We start from the raw sequence: 15,416 nt of genomic DNA, 5'->3' as shown, positions 1-15,416 counted from the left end.
GAAATCCGCATTGACGAGGCCTTAAAAAAAGCCGGAAGCCCTCAGGAAAAACTCAAAACCTTCTTTCACACCCAGTACAAACATCTTTTCGACAACATCAATTTTTACAATCTCACCCAGGAACAGCTCCTTGGATTTCATCCGATCGTTTTTAAGGGGCTGAATGAATTCAATGATTATCGAACCCGGCGTATTCGCCAGATCGTGGAAGAAGGCATTCGTGCAGGTATTTTCAAACCGATGAATGTGGATTTACTCACGGAAATGATTGTTGATTTAAACAAAGGGGCGTTTGTACCATTCAAAATGCAAGGGAAGAATTTTGATGTAAAAAAACACATTGATTTTTTATTTGAAATTATTTTTAAGGGGATTGAAAAAAATACGGGATGAAAAAATTGGGTGTTTCGTAAGGACTTTGGACACACTGCATCACGAGTCTGACACAAATAGTCACCTTAACACAATTAGGAGAAATTATGAATCGGGTTAAAGGAATCGTTACCGGGGTATTTTTGACCCTGTTGATCACAGGCTATGCCATGGCGGGTGAAACCATCGGTCTTGCTCCCCTGTTGGGTCTGTCAAAATCGGCATCCGGCACGTACAATACGGGACAAAAATCAGCCGACATTTTGCAGCCCGGGGTTCTTTACGGACTTTCCTTTTCCAGAACCCTTTCTTCCCACTACTGGATTGAGGTACAGGGCTTTTACACGGCTCTCTATTTCAAAGAGGAGGCCCGCCCCAATATTCAGCGAAAACAAGTCTTCGTTGTTCCGGCCCTCGTTTTTTCCAACAATCTCCAATGGAATGTGGGACCGGCAGGCTTGTATGTGCCACTGGGCGTGGGAATCTATTTTTGGAAGTATGCCATCGACGGACCCGGCAGCGATGTGGTTCAGTACGAAGGAGAAAAGCTGGAAAAAATGAGCCCCGGGTTCAGTACCGGATTGGGTCTTTCTTTCACGTTGAGCAAGCATTTTGCTGTTTTCGCAGACGGGCGGTATCACTATCTTCTCTGTAAGGACAAATTTTTCTTCGGTGAAAAATTCTCCGAACAAGGGTTATTCATTGGAACGACAGGTATTCGCTTTTTATTTTAATGACTCACGACGAATCAGGAGGCCTTTTTATGCGACATTTAGTCTTAAAGTCGTTTTTTATTGGACTTGCAGTTACCGGCCTGACGGTGAGCGGCTGGGCTCAGAACAAAATCCACCTCAATTTAAAAACGAGTCTGGAGATTGCCTTTCAGAAAAATTCCCAGTTGAAAATAGCCCGGGCAAAATTGGATCAGGCCGAAGCCAAATTGGGACAGGCCCGCACCGGATTTTTCCCAAAATTGACCGGCCAGTCCAATTACACACGGTTGGATTACGCCCCGTTTATCCCGCTAAAGTCGTTCGGCAGCATTTTCCCCGGGGGCGGCATGTTTGGCGGAGCGACCAGCGGAAGCACGCCCAAAAAAATCACCATCGGACGAGCGGAAAACTACGGAATTTCCATTTCACTTCAACAACCTATTTTTACAGGATTTAAAATCACAAACGGGTATTCCATTGCAAAGCACAACAAAAAAGCCGCCGAACAGAACTACAAAAAGGCCAAAGAAGATTTAATTTTTTCAGTGGAGCAGGCCTACTGGAATCTGGTGAAGGCCCACAAATTCGACGAAATTGCACGGGAATCGATCAAACAAATGCAGGCCCACATGCAGGATCTGCAAAATATGTACAACGTCGGTATGCTGACCCGGAACGAGATTTTAAAAGCGCAGGTACGGCTTTCAAATGTCCGGCTCATGGAAATCAAGGCAAAAAATGCGGTTGAATTGGCACAAACGGCCCTTTGTAATATCCTGGGCTTGCCGCTGGATACGGAGGTTTTGTTGGATGAACCTCTTGAATTTATTCCACTCCCCATACAAAACATCAAACAGGCCCTTCAGCTGGCCAGAGCCAATCGCCCCGATCTAAAAATGATTCAGGAAAATGTCATCATCGGAAAAAAGATGGTTGATATGAGCAAGGGGTCCTATCTTCCAACCATCGCATTTGTGGCCAATTACGGCTACAAATACCCGGACCGGGAATACAACCCCGACTTTTATGCCACATGGACGGTTTCGGTAGTGGCTCAGATGAATCTTTTCGATTGGGGAGAAACCTACTACAAACAGGCGGAGTCTGAGTACCAATTGGCTCAAATCAGAAACACTCAAAAGATGATTCAGGACGGTGTGACGCTGGAAGTCACCCAGAGTTTTCTTCAAGCCAACGAAGCCAAGGAAAAAATTCAGGTTTCTCAGAAAACCGTGGAACAGGCCAAGGAGAATTTTCGCGTGACCGAGAACAAATTCAAAGAAGGAATGGCCACCAACACCGATTTTCTGGATGCCAACGGACTGCTGACCCAGGCAAAAAACGACTACATTTCGGCTTTGGCCGATTATCGCATTTCGGTTGCGAAGCTCTTAAAAGCGACCGGAACCATCGAATCCGAAGCAGCCGGTTTGTCAGAAACATCGCCCAAAAAATAATCAAGCGATTTTTAAATAATGGAGGCATACATGAAGCGAATTATTTCAGTCTTTCTGGCTATTGGAATTCTATCACTTGGGCTTTTCGCCGGGTGCAGTAAAAAGGCAAACACTCGAAAGGGTGTCGAAAAAACCATGTTATCCGTAAAAACAACGGTTGTCACCCACCGATCGATTAAAGAATACCATGATTTTACCGGCAACATTCTGCCCAACAGGAAGCTCAAGGTTATGCCGAATATTTCCGGAAAGATTGCCAGGATTTTCGTTAAGGAGGGACAATTCGTCAAGGCCGGAACTGTTATCGCGATGTTAGACACGGAAATGTTCTCGTACCAGCTTAAACAGGCCGAAGCGGGTGTGGCCGTGGCCAGGGCCAATCTGCATGATATGCAGCTCAATTGGAAACGCATTCAAGAGCTGAAGAAAAAGGGAAGTATTTCTGACCAGCAGTTTGAGAAAATGCGCGTGGGATACGAAGCCGCCAAAGCGAAGATGCAGCAGGCAAAGGCCGCTCTGGACATGGCCCGGTACCAGATGCGCTCGGCCAAAATGAAAGCGCCTTTCTCCGGTTTTGTGGGCATCAAATATCTGGATGAAGGCGACATCGTCAATCCGATGATGCCGGGCGGACCCGGGATCTGTACGCTGGTGGATATTTCTTCTGTCCGAATTACGACTCATGTTTCGGAAGCCGATTTTTCAAAATTGAAGATCGGACAAACCGTCGACATCCACGTGGATACGTATCCGGACCGCACCTTCAAGGGGGTTGTGGAATCGGTGGTGCCCGTGGGGGATCCGGCCAGCCGGAGCTTTCAGGTGAATATTCGAACAAAGAATCCGGGGTACCTGCTCAAATCCGGGATGTTTGCACGGCTGCGTGTTTTGACGGCCACACACCAGAATGTCCTTGCCATTCCTGTGGATGCGCTCCATCTGGAAGGGCAACAATCCTTTGTTTTCACACTGGATTCCAACAACGTCGCCCATAAAATCCCAATAAAAACAGGAATTATGGAAGCGCACTGGGTTGAGGTTCTCAGCGGTGTGACTGCCGGCGAGACGATTGTTACCATCGGAAAGGATGCTCTGGTTGAAGGAGAACGAGTTAACGTGGTTCAAACGAATCGCTAAATTGAAGGAATGTATCCCGGGCTGCAGACCCGGGTTCGCCGCATGCGTTTTTTTGTAAGAACAAACACACGTTGGGTTGATCAGATTATAATACAGGTTAAGGGTTTGAATTTCAATTCGTAGAGAATCGTCACACAATTTTTATTTTATCGGGCATTCGTACTGCCGCGAAACTATGGAGGAAATTCGATGAAATTACCAGAATTAGGCGTTAAACGCCCGGTAACATCGATTGTCGTTTTTGTGGCCATTTTAGTGGTCGGTATTTACAGTCTTGCCAATCTGGCTCTGGATTTGATGCCGGACATCAGTTTCCCGAGCATGAGTATTGTGACCACCTATCCCGGTGCGTCGGCCGAAGATGTGGAAAGCCGCGTCACAAAGGTCATTGAAAACAGCGTAGCAACTGTTCCCAACATTGATGAAGTGTCATCGGTTTCAAAAGAAAATGTTTCGGCCATTACGCTGAAATTCAACTGGGGAACCAATCTGGCCGAAGCCGCCAACGATGTTCGCGACAATCTGGACATGATTACCCCCTACCTTCCCGATGACGCAAACAAACCCATGATTTTCAAATTCAGCATGAGCATGATTCCCGTCATGTTTTTGGGGGTTCAGGCAGACCAGAGTTACGACAATCTCTGGGATATTGTGGACAAGCAGATCGTCGATCCCCTAAAGCGGGTGCCGGGCGTCGGAACCGCCTTTGCATTCGGCGGAAAACAACGGCAAATCAACATTATTCTGGATCGGACCCGTCTGGAAGCCTACAATATTTCACTGGATCAAATTACCAGTCTGTTGAAGGCAAATAATCTGAACATGCCGGGCGGACCCATTGCCATCGGGCGCAAGGAATACCAGTTGCGTGTGCCCGGGGAGTTCAAGAATTTGGAACAGATCCGGGATCTGGTTGTGGGAGCCACAAAATACGGCATTCCCATTCATCTGAAAGATCTGGCAGAGGTTGAAAACGGATTTAAAGAAGAAACCTGGAATGTGCGGGTAAACAAGAAGCACGGAATTATGATCTGGGTTCAGAAGCAGTCGGGAGCCAACACAGTAGAAGTGAGCAAGGCCATCCAGAAAAAGCTGAAAGAAATTCAACCCCTGCTTCCGTCGGATGTAAAAATGCGGATTATCATGGATTCCTCTGTTTTCATAAATCGATCCATCAGCCAGTTGACGTCCACCATTTTATGGGGCGGTCTGCTGGTTTTTCTGGTCGTTTTACTCTTTCTGCAAAATATCAAAGGAAGCATTATTGTTGCGTTAACCATCCCCTTTTCGCTGATTATTGCCTTTCTGTTTCTCTACCTGGCCGGATACACCATTAATATCATGTCCCTGTCCAGTCTGGCCATTGCAATAGGCATGGTGGTGGATAATGGAATCGTTGTTTTTGAAAACATTTTCCGCCACCGCTACCAGCTCCATCGGGAAGCAGAAGAGGCCGCCATTTTTGGTTCATCCGAAATTGGAAATGCAATTAGCGCCTCTACACTGACCACCATTGCCATTTTCCTGCCCATTATTTTTATCCACGGCATTATCGGGGTTCTTTTTAAAGAATTGGGCTGGGTAATCATTATCGTACTTCTGGCCTCTCTTTTTGCGGCCCTATTTTTTACACCCATGCTGGCTTCTCTCGGGTTAAAAGAACCCCGGCTTAAAAAACCCAAGACCAGACTCTTTCGGTTTATCTCCGACCAAATCGGTGCGGGTTTTGAGTGGCTGACCCAGACGTACACAAAACTCCTTAGCTGGGCCTTCGATCACAAGGGAAAAACTATTCTCTACGGGCTGTTGATTTTTATTGTCAGCCTGAGTTTGTTGAAATTTATTCCCACAGAATTTATGCCCGAAATGGATCAGGGACAAATTGAAGGAATTGTTGAAACGCCTGCCGGAACCAAGCTGTCCGTTTTGGAGGGCATTATGAAGCAGGTTGAAGGCATTGTTTTTAAAGATGTTCCTGAGCGGCAAAACGTGCTGGTCCGGAGCGGGGCTTCCCCATTTTCCGGAGTGGCCCTCGCGATGGGGCAAAAAGAGGGACAAAACTACGGGCGTTTAATCATTCAGCTAAAACCCAAAAAACAACGGCATCGCTCGGATAAAGAAATTGCCCATTTTCTGGCGGGGAGAATCCGGAAAATTCCGGGGGTTTCGGATGTTGATTTCAGCCAGCAAGACCCCTTTGCCCAGATGTTCTCCGGAGGAAAGCCGGTGTCAATAGAAATTTACGGCTACAATCTGGCCCTAACGGATTCCCTGGCCAGGCTCATTCTGAAAAAAATGCAAACCATTCCCGGAATCACCAATGCGGAGATTTCCCGTCAATCCGGGCAACCGGAACTGTGGATCCAGGTGGACAGGGCGAAGGCCGCGGCTCTGGGATTGAACATGGCCTCCATCGCGACCGCCATTCGCACCCAGGTATTCGGCTCCACCGCTTCGCTTTACCGCAAGGGCGGGAATGAATACGACATTTACGTCCGGCTGCGGGAACAGGACAGGGTGGGATTAAACGATTTGTCGGCCCTCCCCGTCATGTCGGTTACAGGCAAGCAAATTCCCCTGTCCAATTTTGCTTCCATCATCGAAGAACGAGGCCCGGTGGAACTGGACCGCAAAAATCAATCCCGTGTGGTCACCGTAAGCTCCAATATTTACGGGCGCAAATTAGGACAGGTTACAACCGATCTCAAAAAACAACTGGCTACCATTACGGTTCCGCCCGGTGTGGAAATTAAGTTTGCCGGATCCATTGAGCAACAGCGGAAATCGTTTCAAACCCTGGGCTGGGCCCTTATTGTAGGATTTTTGCTTGTGTATCTCGTCATGGCCGCCCAATTCGAATCGTTTATCGATCCGTTTATCATTATGTTTTCCGTACCATTCGCCATTATCGGCGTGCTGTGGGCGCTTTTTCTCACAGGCCTGAGCCTGAATGTCAATTCCCTTTTTGGGATGGTCATGCTTACCGGAATTGTGGTCAATAACGCCATTGTACTTATTGATTATGTGAATATTCTGCGGGGCCGCGGAAAAGCCCTGCGCACAGCCATTCTGGAAGCCGGACGCACCCGGCTCCGGCCGGTTCTGATGACGGCCTTCACCACTATTTTCGGACTTCTTCCCATGGCACTGAGCCGCGGAGAAGGCTCCGAAACATGGGTGCCCCTGGCCGTGGCCGTAATCGGCGGACTTTTGGTTTCTACGCTCATTACGCTTGTCTTTGTACCGACCCTGTATGCCGTTGTGGAGTCGAAATTACGAGGAAAACGAACCTTTCACCGCCTGGAGGAAATATGAAACAGGTAGAAATCATTTACAATGAAGCTATCGAGATAGAATTATTAACTTGTCTCAAAAAGAAGGGAATAACAACCTTCACCAAATTTCAACATGTTCTGGGGGTCGGGACCCATTCCGAACCCCACATGGGCACCCACGTGTGGCCGGGAGAAAACAATGCCCTGTTCATTGTAAGCGAAGACGAAAAAGTCCCTGAAATTCTGCACTGTGTTCGAACCCTGAAAAAGAAGAAACTTAAGGAAGGCATTAAGGCCTTTGTCCTTCCTGTGGAAGAGAGTGTCTGATGGGCGAAAAGATATTTACAAAAGACTATCCGGTCCGTTCTTACGAATACGGGCCGGATGAAAAGGTGACTCTCTTTTCTCTGCTTAACTACATGCAGGATGCCGCTGTTCAACATTCTCGGAGCAGCGGCTTTTCCATCGAAGACCTCTTCCGGATGGGATACACCTGGGTGCTCTATCAGCTCCATCTCATTATTGAACACCACCCCAAATGGAATGATACGGTCATTGTGCAAACCTGGCCCTACAAGGTGGACAACCTGCACGCCATTCGGGAATTCCATGTCGCCAGCCCAAAAGGGGACGTATTTGCCCGGGCATCCTCAGTGTGGATTTTGATTGATTTCCAAAAAAAGCGGCCGGTCCGCATTCCCGATGTGATCCGCAGGGCTTTTCCCCACACGAACCGCCAGGAAATTCCCGGGCCCTTTTCCCGAATACCCCGTATTTCAGAAGACCACTTCAGAAAGGAATTTACCGTCCGATGGAGTGATCTGGATTCCAATAAACATGCCAACAATACCAAATTTGCCGAATGGTGCTATGAAGCCGTGCCGGCAGACGTTCATCCAAAGTTTGAAATGCACTCTCTTGAAATTACGTTCAAAAAGGAAGCCCTTTACGGAGAACAACTCCTTGCCCGTGTGCAAAAACTCCCCCAATCGGAAACGGGGGAAATCTCCTACCTGCATGACATTCAAAATGTAAAAACGGGCTCCATCTTGGCACAGGCCCGCACTCTCTGGAAGGAAAGTGCTTTTTAACTTGCGGTTTTAACAAAATCTATTTATATTTTACCAGTCATGCTTTCAAGAGGAAAAGGAAATCGCCATGAGCACTTTCTTTGATGTCCCGTTTACCCGTTTTATTGGAGATCTGAATCTCAAAAAAGTGGCTATTGTTTCCGTTGCGGGAATCCTGAAGAAAAATGACCTTCCGAAGGAAACGGAAGAATTTATTCTTATCCCTTCAGACACACCGGCCGCCGATCTGACTATTACACACCACCACATTAATCCGGCCATTTTACAAGGCGACATCAATGCACTTTTTCCTATCGATCGGTTTCGTGAGCTGGAAAATGAAGGAAAAATCGGCGGCCCCACAAATAATCATGTGAGCATTTTTGGATTTCATTTGCTGCAATCCCGAATTCGCCGAGAAATAGCGCCCAAAATTGCCGAGGTTCTGGAATCGGAAGACGCCGGTGCCGCGCTTTTTCTCTCCGGATGTATTTTCTGCAACCGGATTGCCATTGGCATTCAGACCATTGTCGAAGACTGGGGAATTCCAACGGTTGCCATCACACAACATCCCATTATTACCCGGATGGGACATCCACCGCGGGCATTTTATCCCACCGGGTTGCGACCGGGACATGCCGTGGGACTGCCCCATCGGCCCAACATGCAAAAAGAAATCATTATGGAAGCACTTAATCTGTTGCGCACGGTTGAAGAGCCCGGATTGGTAATCGAAAAGTCCTACTCCGATTACGCACTGGTTCAATAAAAAATGGCGTTAAAAATCACATTTATTGGACATGCTTCCGTTTTAATCTCATATGGCGATCGACATTATTTGGTGGACCCGGTTTACAACCGGGGCGTTGTCTTTTTTCACCGAAAAACGCCTCCCGGTATTCCGCTCGATCAGCTTCCTCCCATACACGGGATTTTTATTTCTCACGGACATTACGATCATTTCGATCAGTGGACTCTGAAAAAATTCCCCGGGTCAACTCCCCTGTTCGTAGCAAAAGGGTTGGGAGTTTACGTGCGGAAGCTGGGATTTTCGTCTGTTCTGGAACTGAGCGCCTGGCAGACAGCATCCCTCGATGACCTTCGGATAACGGCAACGCCCGCACACCATTCGGGGAAACAACCTTTTTTTCACAAACCCAGTGTTTTCATCGGATTTGTTCTGGAACATCCCGAGGGAACCGTTTATTTTTCGGGGGATTCCGGCTATTTCCCCGGATTCAAAGACATTGGGAAACGATTTAAAATAGATGTGGCCATTTTGCCTATCGGCGCCTACCGCCCGAAAAAGAATCTGAAAAAGCACATGAATCCACCGGATGCCCTGCGGGCATTTAAGGACCTCGGGGCACGATGGATGATCCCCATCCATTGGGGAACATTTCACTTGGGCTGGGAACCGCTCAATGAACCCATTATCTGGCTGCAAGACCTCATACAGGGGAAAAATCTGCCGGTAAGAATTTTAAATCCCGGAGAAAGTGCGAGTTTTAAATAACTGAAATAAAATAGTGAGCTAAATTTCCGAATACCGGTTCAAACGACTCCCTAAAAATAACAAAAAGTCAAATGGCCAGAATACCACGAAATATTAAAATTCTGGGGTGGGTGAGTTTTCTAACGGATGTTTCTTCCGAAATGATTCTCCCCATTCTGCCGCTTTTTCTGAAAAATGTACTCAAAGCCAGTATGACCTCTATCGGTGTTATTGAGGGGGTTGCTGAGGCAACGGCCAGTTTGTTGAAGGTTGTCTCCGGGTATTGGTCGGATAAAGCCGGAAAGCGAAAGCCGTTTATTCTGGCCGGGTACAGCCTTTCTGCGTTTGCGAAACCCGTTCTCGCCCTGACCACCGCCTGGTGGCAGGTGTTGGCCATTCGGTTCACGGATCGGGTAGGCAAGGGCCTGCGCACCCCTCCACGGGATGCCCTGATTGCGGACACCAGCGCCGTGGCTCAGCGTGGCAAATCGTTTGGCTTTCATCGGGCAATGGACACCCTGGGAGCGGCCCTCGGGACCCTGATTGCCTTTCTTCTTCTGACATGGAAGGTCGAAGCCTACCGCCTGGTTTTTGTGCTGTCCATTATCCCGGGATTACTGGCCGTATGTGTTCTCGTATTCCTTCTGAAAGAGACCCCAATAGCGAAACAAAAAATCACGCCCGACACATCTCCGGAACACGATTCAGGTCCTCTCCCGCTGCGTTTGCTGCTGCTCATGGGAATTATGGTCGTGTTTACATTCGCGAATGTCAGCTACGCTTTTTTTATTCTGAAGATAAATGCCATCGGTATTTCTGCTGCCCTGGTTCCGTTGGTGTATCTCTTTTACAATCTGGTTTACGCCGCTCTGGCCATGCCCGTTGGCATGCTTTCGGATAAAATCGGCCGTGAGCGGATTTTATTGAGCGGCTTTTTTATCATGGTCTTTCTGTTGTGGGGATTCTCCCGGGCCCTTTTAAGCTGGCAGGCCTGGGTGTTGTTTTTTTTCTACGGAATAACGAGTGCCATTGTGGAAACCATCCCCCGCGCCTGGATTTCTGACTGGGCAAGACAGGCCCACCGGGGGTCGGCGCTGGGACTCTACCATACGCTTGTCGGCCTGGCGGCTCTTCCGGCCAGCATTGTTTTCGGTGCGATCTGGCATTCGTACGGCTCCTCGGTTGCGTTTACCTATGCGATGGTTATTTCAATCGCTTCGTTTGTCTTACTGGCGATTTTCAGGAGAGTGTATTCATGACGGCCGCACACATCGGATACTTCGACACCTACAAGGATGTTTTCGCCACGCTAAACTGGGACCTAATTGGGTTTTCAGCCATTTTTTTTATGATTGGCGTTCTTATGGCGCCCACCATCATCGAACGCAATCTGCGGTGGCTCACAGCTTATCCGGAATGGGCTTTCCAGAAAATTGAACGATTTGTCGAAAAAAAGCCTTCTGTGCTTAAGTTGTTTTTGGTTATTTTTTTGCTAAATACACTTTCGATCCTGCTGGTGTATCTCTCCGGATTCACCATCGTTTTGCCCTTTTTCCTGATCATTTGGTCGGGGATCAATTCCGGAATTTTACTCTACAAGAACACCGGCGGGGGCATTGCGCTGGTTCTCTTTTTTTTAAATCCCGTGGCTCTTTTTGAGCTGCCTGCAAACTGGATCGGATTTTCTCTTCCTCTTGAAATGAGTCTGTTTTATTTTCACACCTTTACGTATAAAACGGTTCTCCAGACATTCCAGAGAAATTTTTTTATTTTTCTGTGGTTGGTCATTCCTCTCCTGGTTCTGGCGGCTTTGATTGAAGCCAGCCTCATCCACAAATTCGGAACAGGGACAGATGAATCAAACAACAACGGGCAGGATACCTAAACCGGAGACAAAATGGCATCTCAAAAACTAAAAATTATTCTTAATCCAATCTCAAAACCGTTAAAAATTCTGCTTTTTTTGCAGCCCGCAATTGACCTTTTGGAGAAGGCCGGCTACGAAGTCGACCTCAAGAAATGTCTGCGTTACGGTGATGCGGAAATTGAAGCCAAAAAAGCGGCAGAAAGCGGGGTGTACGATATCATTGTGGCCGCAGGCGGCGACGGCACTTACAACCAGGTGATTAACGGAATCATGGGGACGGATATTCCGCTCGGCCTGATTCCGCTCGGTACGAGCAATGTACTGATGCGATCTCTGGGATTTCCGCTCAACCCGATTGACGCCGCCAAAATTATTCTCGAGGGAAATCTAAAAAAATGGGATTTGGGCCTGGCCAACGGACGCTATTTTGCCATCATGGCCAGCTGCGGATTCGACGCCTTCGCCACCGAAAAAACGAATCTGAAACTCAAACGCCTGATTGGCAAAAACGCCTACATTTTCGCGGCTCTTCAAAACCTTCCAACCTATCGCCCCTATCCGATGCGGGTTGTCCTGGACGGCCACGAAACGCATTACCGGCCCATTTTTGTTAACGTGGCCAATGCAGCATTTTATGGAGGCAGCTACCAACTTACACCGGACGCCAGGATGGACGACGGTCTGCTGGACGTATTTCTTTTCGACAGTCGAAGCCTTAACCGTCTGATTTACTTTGCGCTTCGCGTAATTTTGAATCTGCCGCTGAACCTTCGGGAAATCTCCATTGTGAGGGCAAAAACGGTAGAACTTCAGGCTCCCGGACGCGTCCCTTACCAGATTGACGGTGACGCCTTCGGGGCTCTTCCGATGACTATTTCGATTCGCCCCAAAGCCATTCCAATCATTACCCCGGGAAATCTAATCAAACGCTATGAGCGATCGGGGCATCTGGAACACTTGAAAGCCGTCGGATCTTTACTATCGAAGGTCAATCATAACAGGAGTTAGCCATGCTGTCTTTTGCATTTCAGGTGTTTATGGGCTTTTTTGCGATTATGAATCCGTTTGGGAATATCCCGATTTTTCTGGGATTGGTCGAGGACCTGGACGAACCCGTCAAAAAGAAAATTGCAAAAAAGTCGACGATTACCGCGTTTGTCATTGTGTTTCTCTTTTCTGTTGGCGGAAATCTCATCTTCCGTCTTTTCGGAATCACCTTGCCGGCCTTTCGCATTGCAGGCGGCATCCTGATTTTTGCCATTGCATTTGAATTGCTCAACGGAAAAAAATCTCGTCAACACCACCTGCGGGACGAAGAGACGGATGAGATCGAAGATCCCACCGCCATTGCCATCACCCCTCTGGGAATTCCCATTCTGGCTGGTCCGGGAACCATTACAACAGCCATGTCCTTCGTCGGGAATCACACCCATTTGGTGAATATTGCCATTGTGATTGCCATTTTCTTCATCATGTGTCTCATTACGTACGTATTTTTTATTTTCAGCGACAAAATTTTATCCAAATTGGGCCTTTCCTGGATCAGCTTGTTGTCGCGTCTTATGGGACTTATTCTGGCCGTTATTGCCGTTCAAATGATGCTGGAGGGCATTCGGCAGGCACTCCCGGGGCTATGATGAAGAATGCGTCCGGCGCTCCCGATGCGCCGGAGCGTTCACTCCAAACAAAGCCGCAAAGGGGTCAAAAACCGCACACGATTCGCCAAGAACCAATCAAAATCCCGCAGCCGCCCCGAAACATTTGACGAACCATTTCGTATATGAAAAGGTTAAATTGGATATGCGCGAGGGGCAGGCCGGCGGTATCCCCTTTTGCGTGCTGTGTGAATCGTGGGACGTATAATTTCAACAAACAAAAACGGAGAGTATGTATGAAAAGAAAATGGCTTCAACGTTTGGGAGCCGTGTTTGTGGCAGCTGTATTGACCCTTTCACTGGCTCAGTTTTCATTGGCCCGCCCGGATGAGGGCATGTGGACATTTGACAACCCACCAACCAAGCAATTACAGGAAAAATATGGATTTACCCCAACAAAAGAATGGTTGGATCACGTTCGCCTGTCCAGTGTGCGTTTTATGGACGGCGGATCCGGCTCGTTTGTAAGTCCCAATGGCCTGGTGATGACCAATCACCATGTGGCGATCGGACAATTGCAAAAGATTTCGACGGCGAAAAAAAACTACGTCCAGACGGGCTTTTACGCCGCCACACCGGATCAGGAACTTAAAAGCTCCGATCTGGAAGTAAACGTTCTGGTTTCCATGGAGAATGTCACGGATCGTGTGATGTCGGCCGTCAAAAAGGGGATGACGGATGAGCAGGCCCTAAAGGCCCGCCAGGCCCGGATTGCAAAAATTGAAAGGGAGAGCCTCAAGAAAACCGGCCTGCGCTCCAATGTAATCAGTCTTTACCATGGGGGAGAATACTGGCTGTACCGCTACAAAAAGTACACGGACGTGCGGCTGGTGTTTGCCCCGGAACGGCAGGCAGCCTACTTTGGCGGGGATTCTGACAATTTTACTTATCCCCGTTACGATCTGGATGTTGCCTTTTTCCGCGTGTATGAAAACGGAAAGCCCATCCATTCAGCCAATTACCTCAAGTGGAATTCCAAAGGAGCCCGTGAGAATGAATTGGTTTTCGTCTCCGGAAATCCCGGATCGACCGACCGCCTGTACACCTACGCCCAACTTTTGTACCAACGCGACTACCGCTACCCCCTGGCTCTGGCGTACATCAAATCCTGGATCAAAAATCTCAGAGAATATGCCAGCCGGGGTCCCGAGCAACAGCGCCGGGCACTGGTTCACATCTTCGGACTTTCAAATGCCGAAAAGGCCATGACCGGTGAATATCAGGGACTGCTTGATCCCAAATTAATGGCCAAGCGAAAACAAGCCGAAGAAGCGTTTCGCAAAAAGATTGCATCCAATCCTGAATGGCAGGCAAAATACGGAGATGCCTGGGATACGATCGCCGAGATCACCAAGAAGCAGGAAGCCCATGCCAAACAGCAGATGTTTCAACGGGTGATCGGATCAAAATTAGCCCGTATTGCCACAACCATTGTGGAATACGTGGAGGAAGTTAAAAAGCCCGATGCCAAACGTCTGGACGGTTTTCACGAGGCCGAACTTCCAAGCCTGAAATTCCGGCTCTTCTCTCCCGCGCCCATTTACCCCGACTTTGAAGAAGCCAATCTCGCCTGGGGACTTCAGCTGTCCCTAAACGAGCTGGGGCCGGATGATCCCTTCATTAAAGCCGTTTTGAACGGGAAATCCCCTCAGGAAGTGGCGAAAGATTTGGTCAGCGGAACCCGTTTGGCCGATGTAAAATTCCGGAAAGAACTCATCAAAGGCGGGAAAAAGGCCGTTGAAAAAAGCAAAGACCCCATGATCGTTCTGGCGCGAAGGATCGATCCTATTCTGCGGAAAAATCACCAATGGTACAAAAAGAATATTGAGAGCGTGCTGACACCCGCCACCGAAAAGATCGCTCAGGCACGGTTTGCCGTTTACGGAAAGGACATTTACCCGGATGCCACATTTACGCTTCGGTTGTCCTACGGCACCGTCAAGGGATATCCCATGAACGGAACCAAAGCCCCTTACAAAACCACCCTTTACGGTGTGTACGATCGGTCGCTCAGTTTTGACAGCACGGGCGATTACCGATTGCCCCAGCGCTTCTGGGATCGCAAGGACAGCCTGGATCTTTCCACACCGGTTAATTTCGTCAGTACCTGCGATATTATCGGCGGAAATTCCGGTTCGCCGGTAATCAACCGCAAAGCCGAGGTTGTAGGCTTGATTTTCGACGGCAATATTGAAAGTCTGCCGGGACGATTTGTGTACGATGAAACCAAAAATCGCGCAGTTGCTGTACATACAGCGTACATTATTGAAGGACTCCGAAAATTGTACGACGCCGGAAAATTGGCGGATGAAATTGAAGGAAAGTAAAGGAAGACGTCCCCGGCACCCGTGATGCGCCGGGGACATCTTTAA

General features: G+C 48.4%; 14 protein-coding genes. All 14 read left to right on the top strand.

The features are described 5' to 3' along the window. The coding region (locus GXO76_00595; protein NOY76342.1) for a hypothetical protein at positions 1–393 on the top strand (393 nt) is incomplete at its 5' end. Between the two features lie 86 nt (positions 394–479). Further along, positions 480–1,106 carry a hypothetical protein gene (locus GXO76_00590; GenBank protein NOY76341.1) on the top strand — a complete coding sequence of 209 codons (627 nt, stop codon included), beginning with the start codon at positions 480–482 and terminating at the stop codon, positions 1,104–1,106. A gap of 29 nt (positions 1,107–1,135) precedes the next feature. Then, complete coding sequence (locus GXO76_00585; GenBank protein NOY76340.1) at positions 1,136–2,542, top strand: TolC family protein; 1,407 nt, start codon at positions 1,136–1,138, stop codon at positions 2,540–2,542. A gap of 30 nt (positions 2,543–2,572) precedes the next feature. After that, positions 2,573–3,679: an efflux RND transporter periplasmic adaptor subunit gene (locus GXO76_00580; GenBank protein ID NOY76339.1), complete on the top strand. Its 1,107-nt coding sequence runs from the start codon at positions 2,573–2,575 to the stop codon at positions 3,677–3,679. A 189-nt stretch (positions 3,680–3,868) separates the two neighbouring features. Continuing rightward, on the top strand, positions 3,869–6,997 hold the full coding sequence (locus GXO76_00575; GenBank protein NOY76338.1) for an efflux RND transporter permease subunit: 3,129 nt from the start codon (positions 3,869–3,871) through the stop codon (positions 6,995–6,997). Continuing rightward, the gene (locus tag GXO76_00570; protein ID NOY76337.1) at positions 6,994–7,284 is read left to right on the top strand and encodes a hypothetical protein; all 291 of its coding nucleotides are present in this window, start codon (positions 6,994–6,996) and stop codon (positions 7,282–7,284) included. Before GXO76_00575 ends, GXO76_00570 begins: the two co-directional genes overlap by 4 nt. After that, on the top strand, positions 7,284–8,048 hold the full coding sequence (locus tag GXO76_00565; protein ID NOY76336.1) for a hypothetical protein: 765 nt from the start codon (positions 7,284–7,286) through the stop codon (positions 8,046–8,048). Before GXO76_00570 ends, GXO76_00565 begins: the two co-directional genes overlap by 1 nt. 67 nt (positions 8,049–8,115) lie before the next feature. Then, complete coding sequence (locus GXO76_00560; protein NOY76335.1) at positions 8,116–8,796, top strand: hypothetical protein; 681 nt, start codon at positions 8,116–8,118, stop codon at positions 8,794–8,796. 3 nt (positions 8,797–8,799) lie between these two features. Beyond that, positions 8,800–9,543 carry an MBL fold metallo-hydrolase gene (locus GXO76_00555; protein NOY76334.1) on the top strand — a complete coding sequence of 248 codons (744 nt, stop codon included), beginning with the start codon at positions 8,800–8,802 and terminating at the stop codon, positions 9,541–9,543. Between the two features lie 71 nt (positions 9,544–9,614). Further along, positions 9,615–10,781 carry an MFS transporter gene (locus GXO76_00550; protein NOY76333.1) on the top strand — a complete coding sequence of 389 codons (1,167 nt, stop codon included), beginning with the start codon at positions 9,615–9,617 and terminating at the stop codon, positions 10,779–10,781. Then, positions 10,778–11,407 carry a stage II sporulation protein M gene (locus tag GXO76_00545; GenBank protein NOY76332.1) on the top strand — a complete coding sequence of 210 codons (630 nt, stop codon included), beginning with the start codon at positions 10,778–10,780 and terminating at the stop codon, positions 11,405–11,407. The genes GXO76_00550 and GXO76_00545 overlap by 4 nt, the downstream gene beginning before the upstream one ends. Positions 11,408–11,419: 12 nt before the next feature. Continuing rightward, a complete protein-coding gene (locus tag GXO76_00540; GenBank protein NOY76331.1) occupies positions 11,420–12,397 on the top strand; it encodes a diacylglycerol kinase family lipid kinase in 978 nt (325 codons plus the stop codon). Positions 12,398–12,399: 2 nt separating this feature from the next. After that, the gene (locus GXO76_00535) at positions 12,400–13,026 is read left to right on the top strand and encodes an NAAT family transporter (GenBank protein NOY76330.1); all 627 of its coding nucleotides are present in this window, start codon (positions 12,400–12,402) and stop codon (positions 13,024–13,026) included. Between the two features lie 254 nt (positions 13,027–13,280). Continuing rightward, positions 13,281–15,371 carry a S46 family peptidase gene (locus GXO76_00530; GenBank protein NOY76329.1) on the top strand — a complete coding sequence of 697 codons (2,091 nt, stop codon included), beginning with the start codon at positions 13,281–13,283 and terminating at the stop codon, positions 15,369–15,371. The last annotated feature ends 45 nt before the right edge of the window (positions 15,372–15,416 follow it).

The sequence above is a fragment of the Calditrichota bacterium genome, from assembly GCA_013151735.1.
Taxonomy (GTDB): domain Bacteria; phylum Zhuqueibacterota; class JdFR-76; order JdFR-76; family BMS3Abin05; genus BMS3Abin05.
The sequence above is the reverse complement of the archived record's forward strand: the minus strand, read 5'-3'. Positions and strand labels throughout refer to the sequence as shown.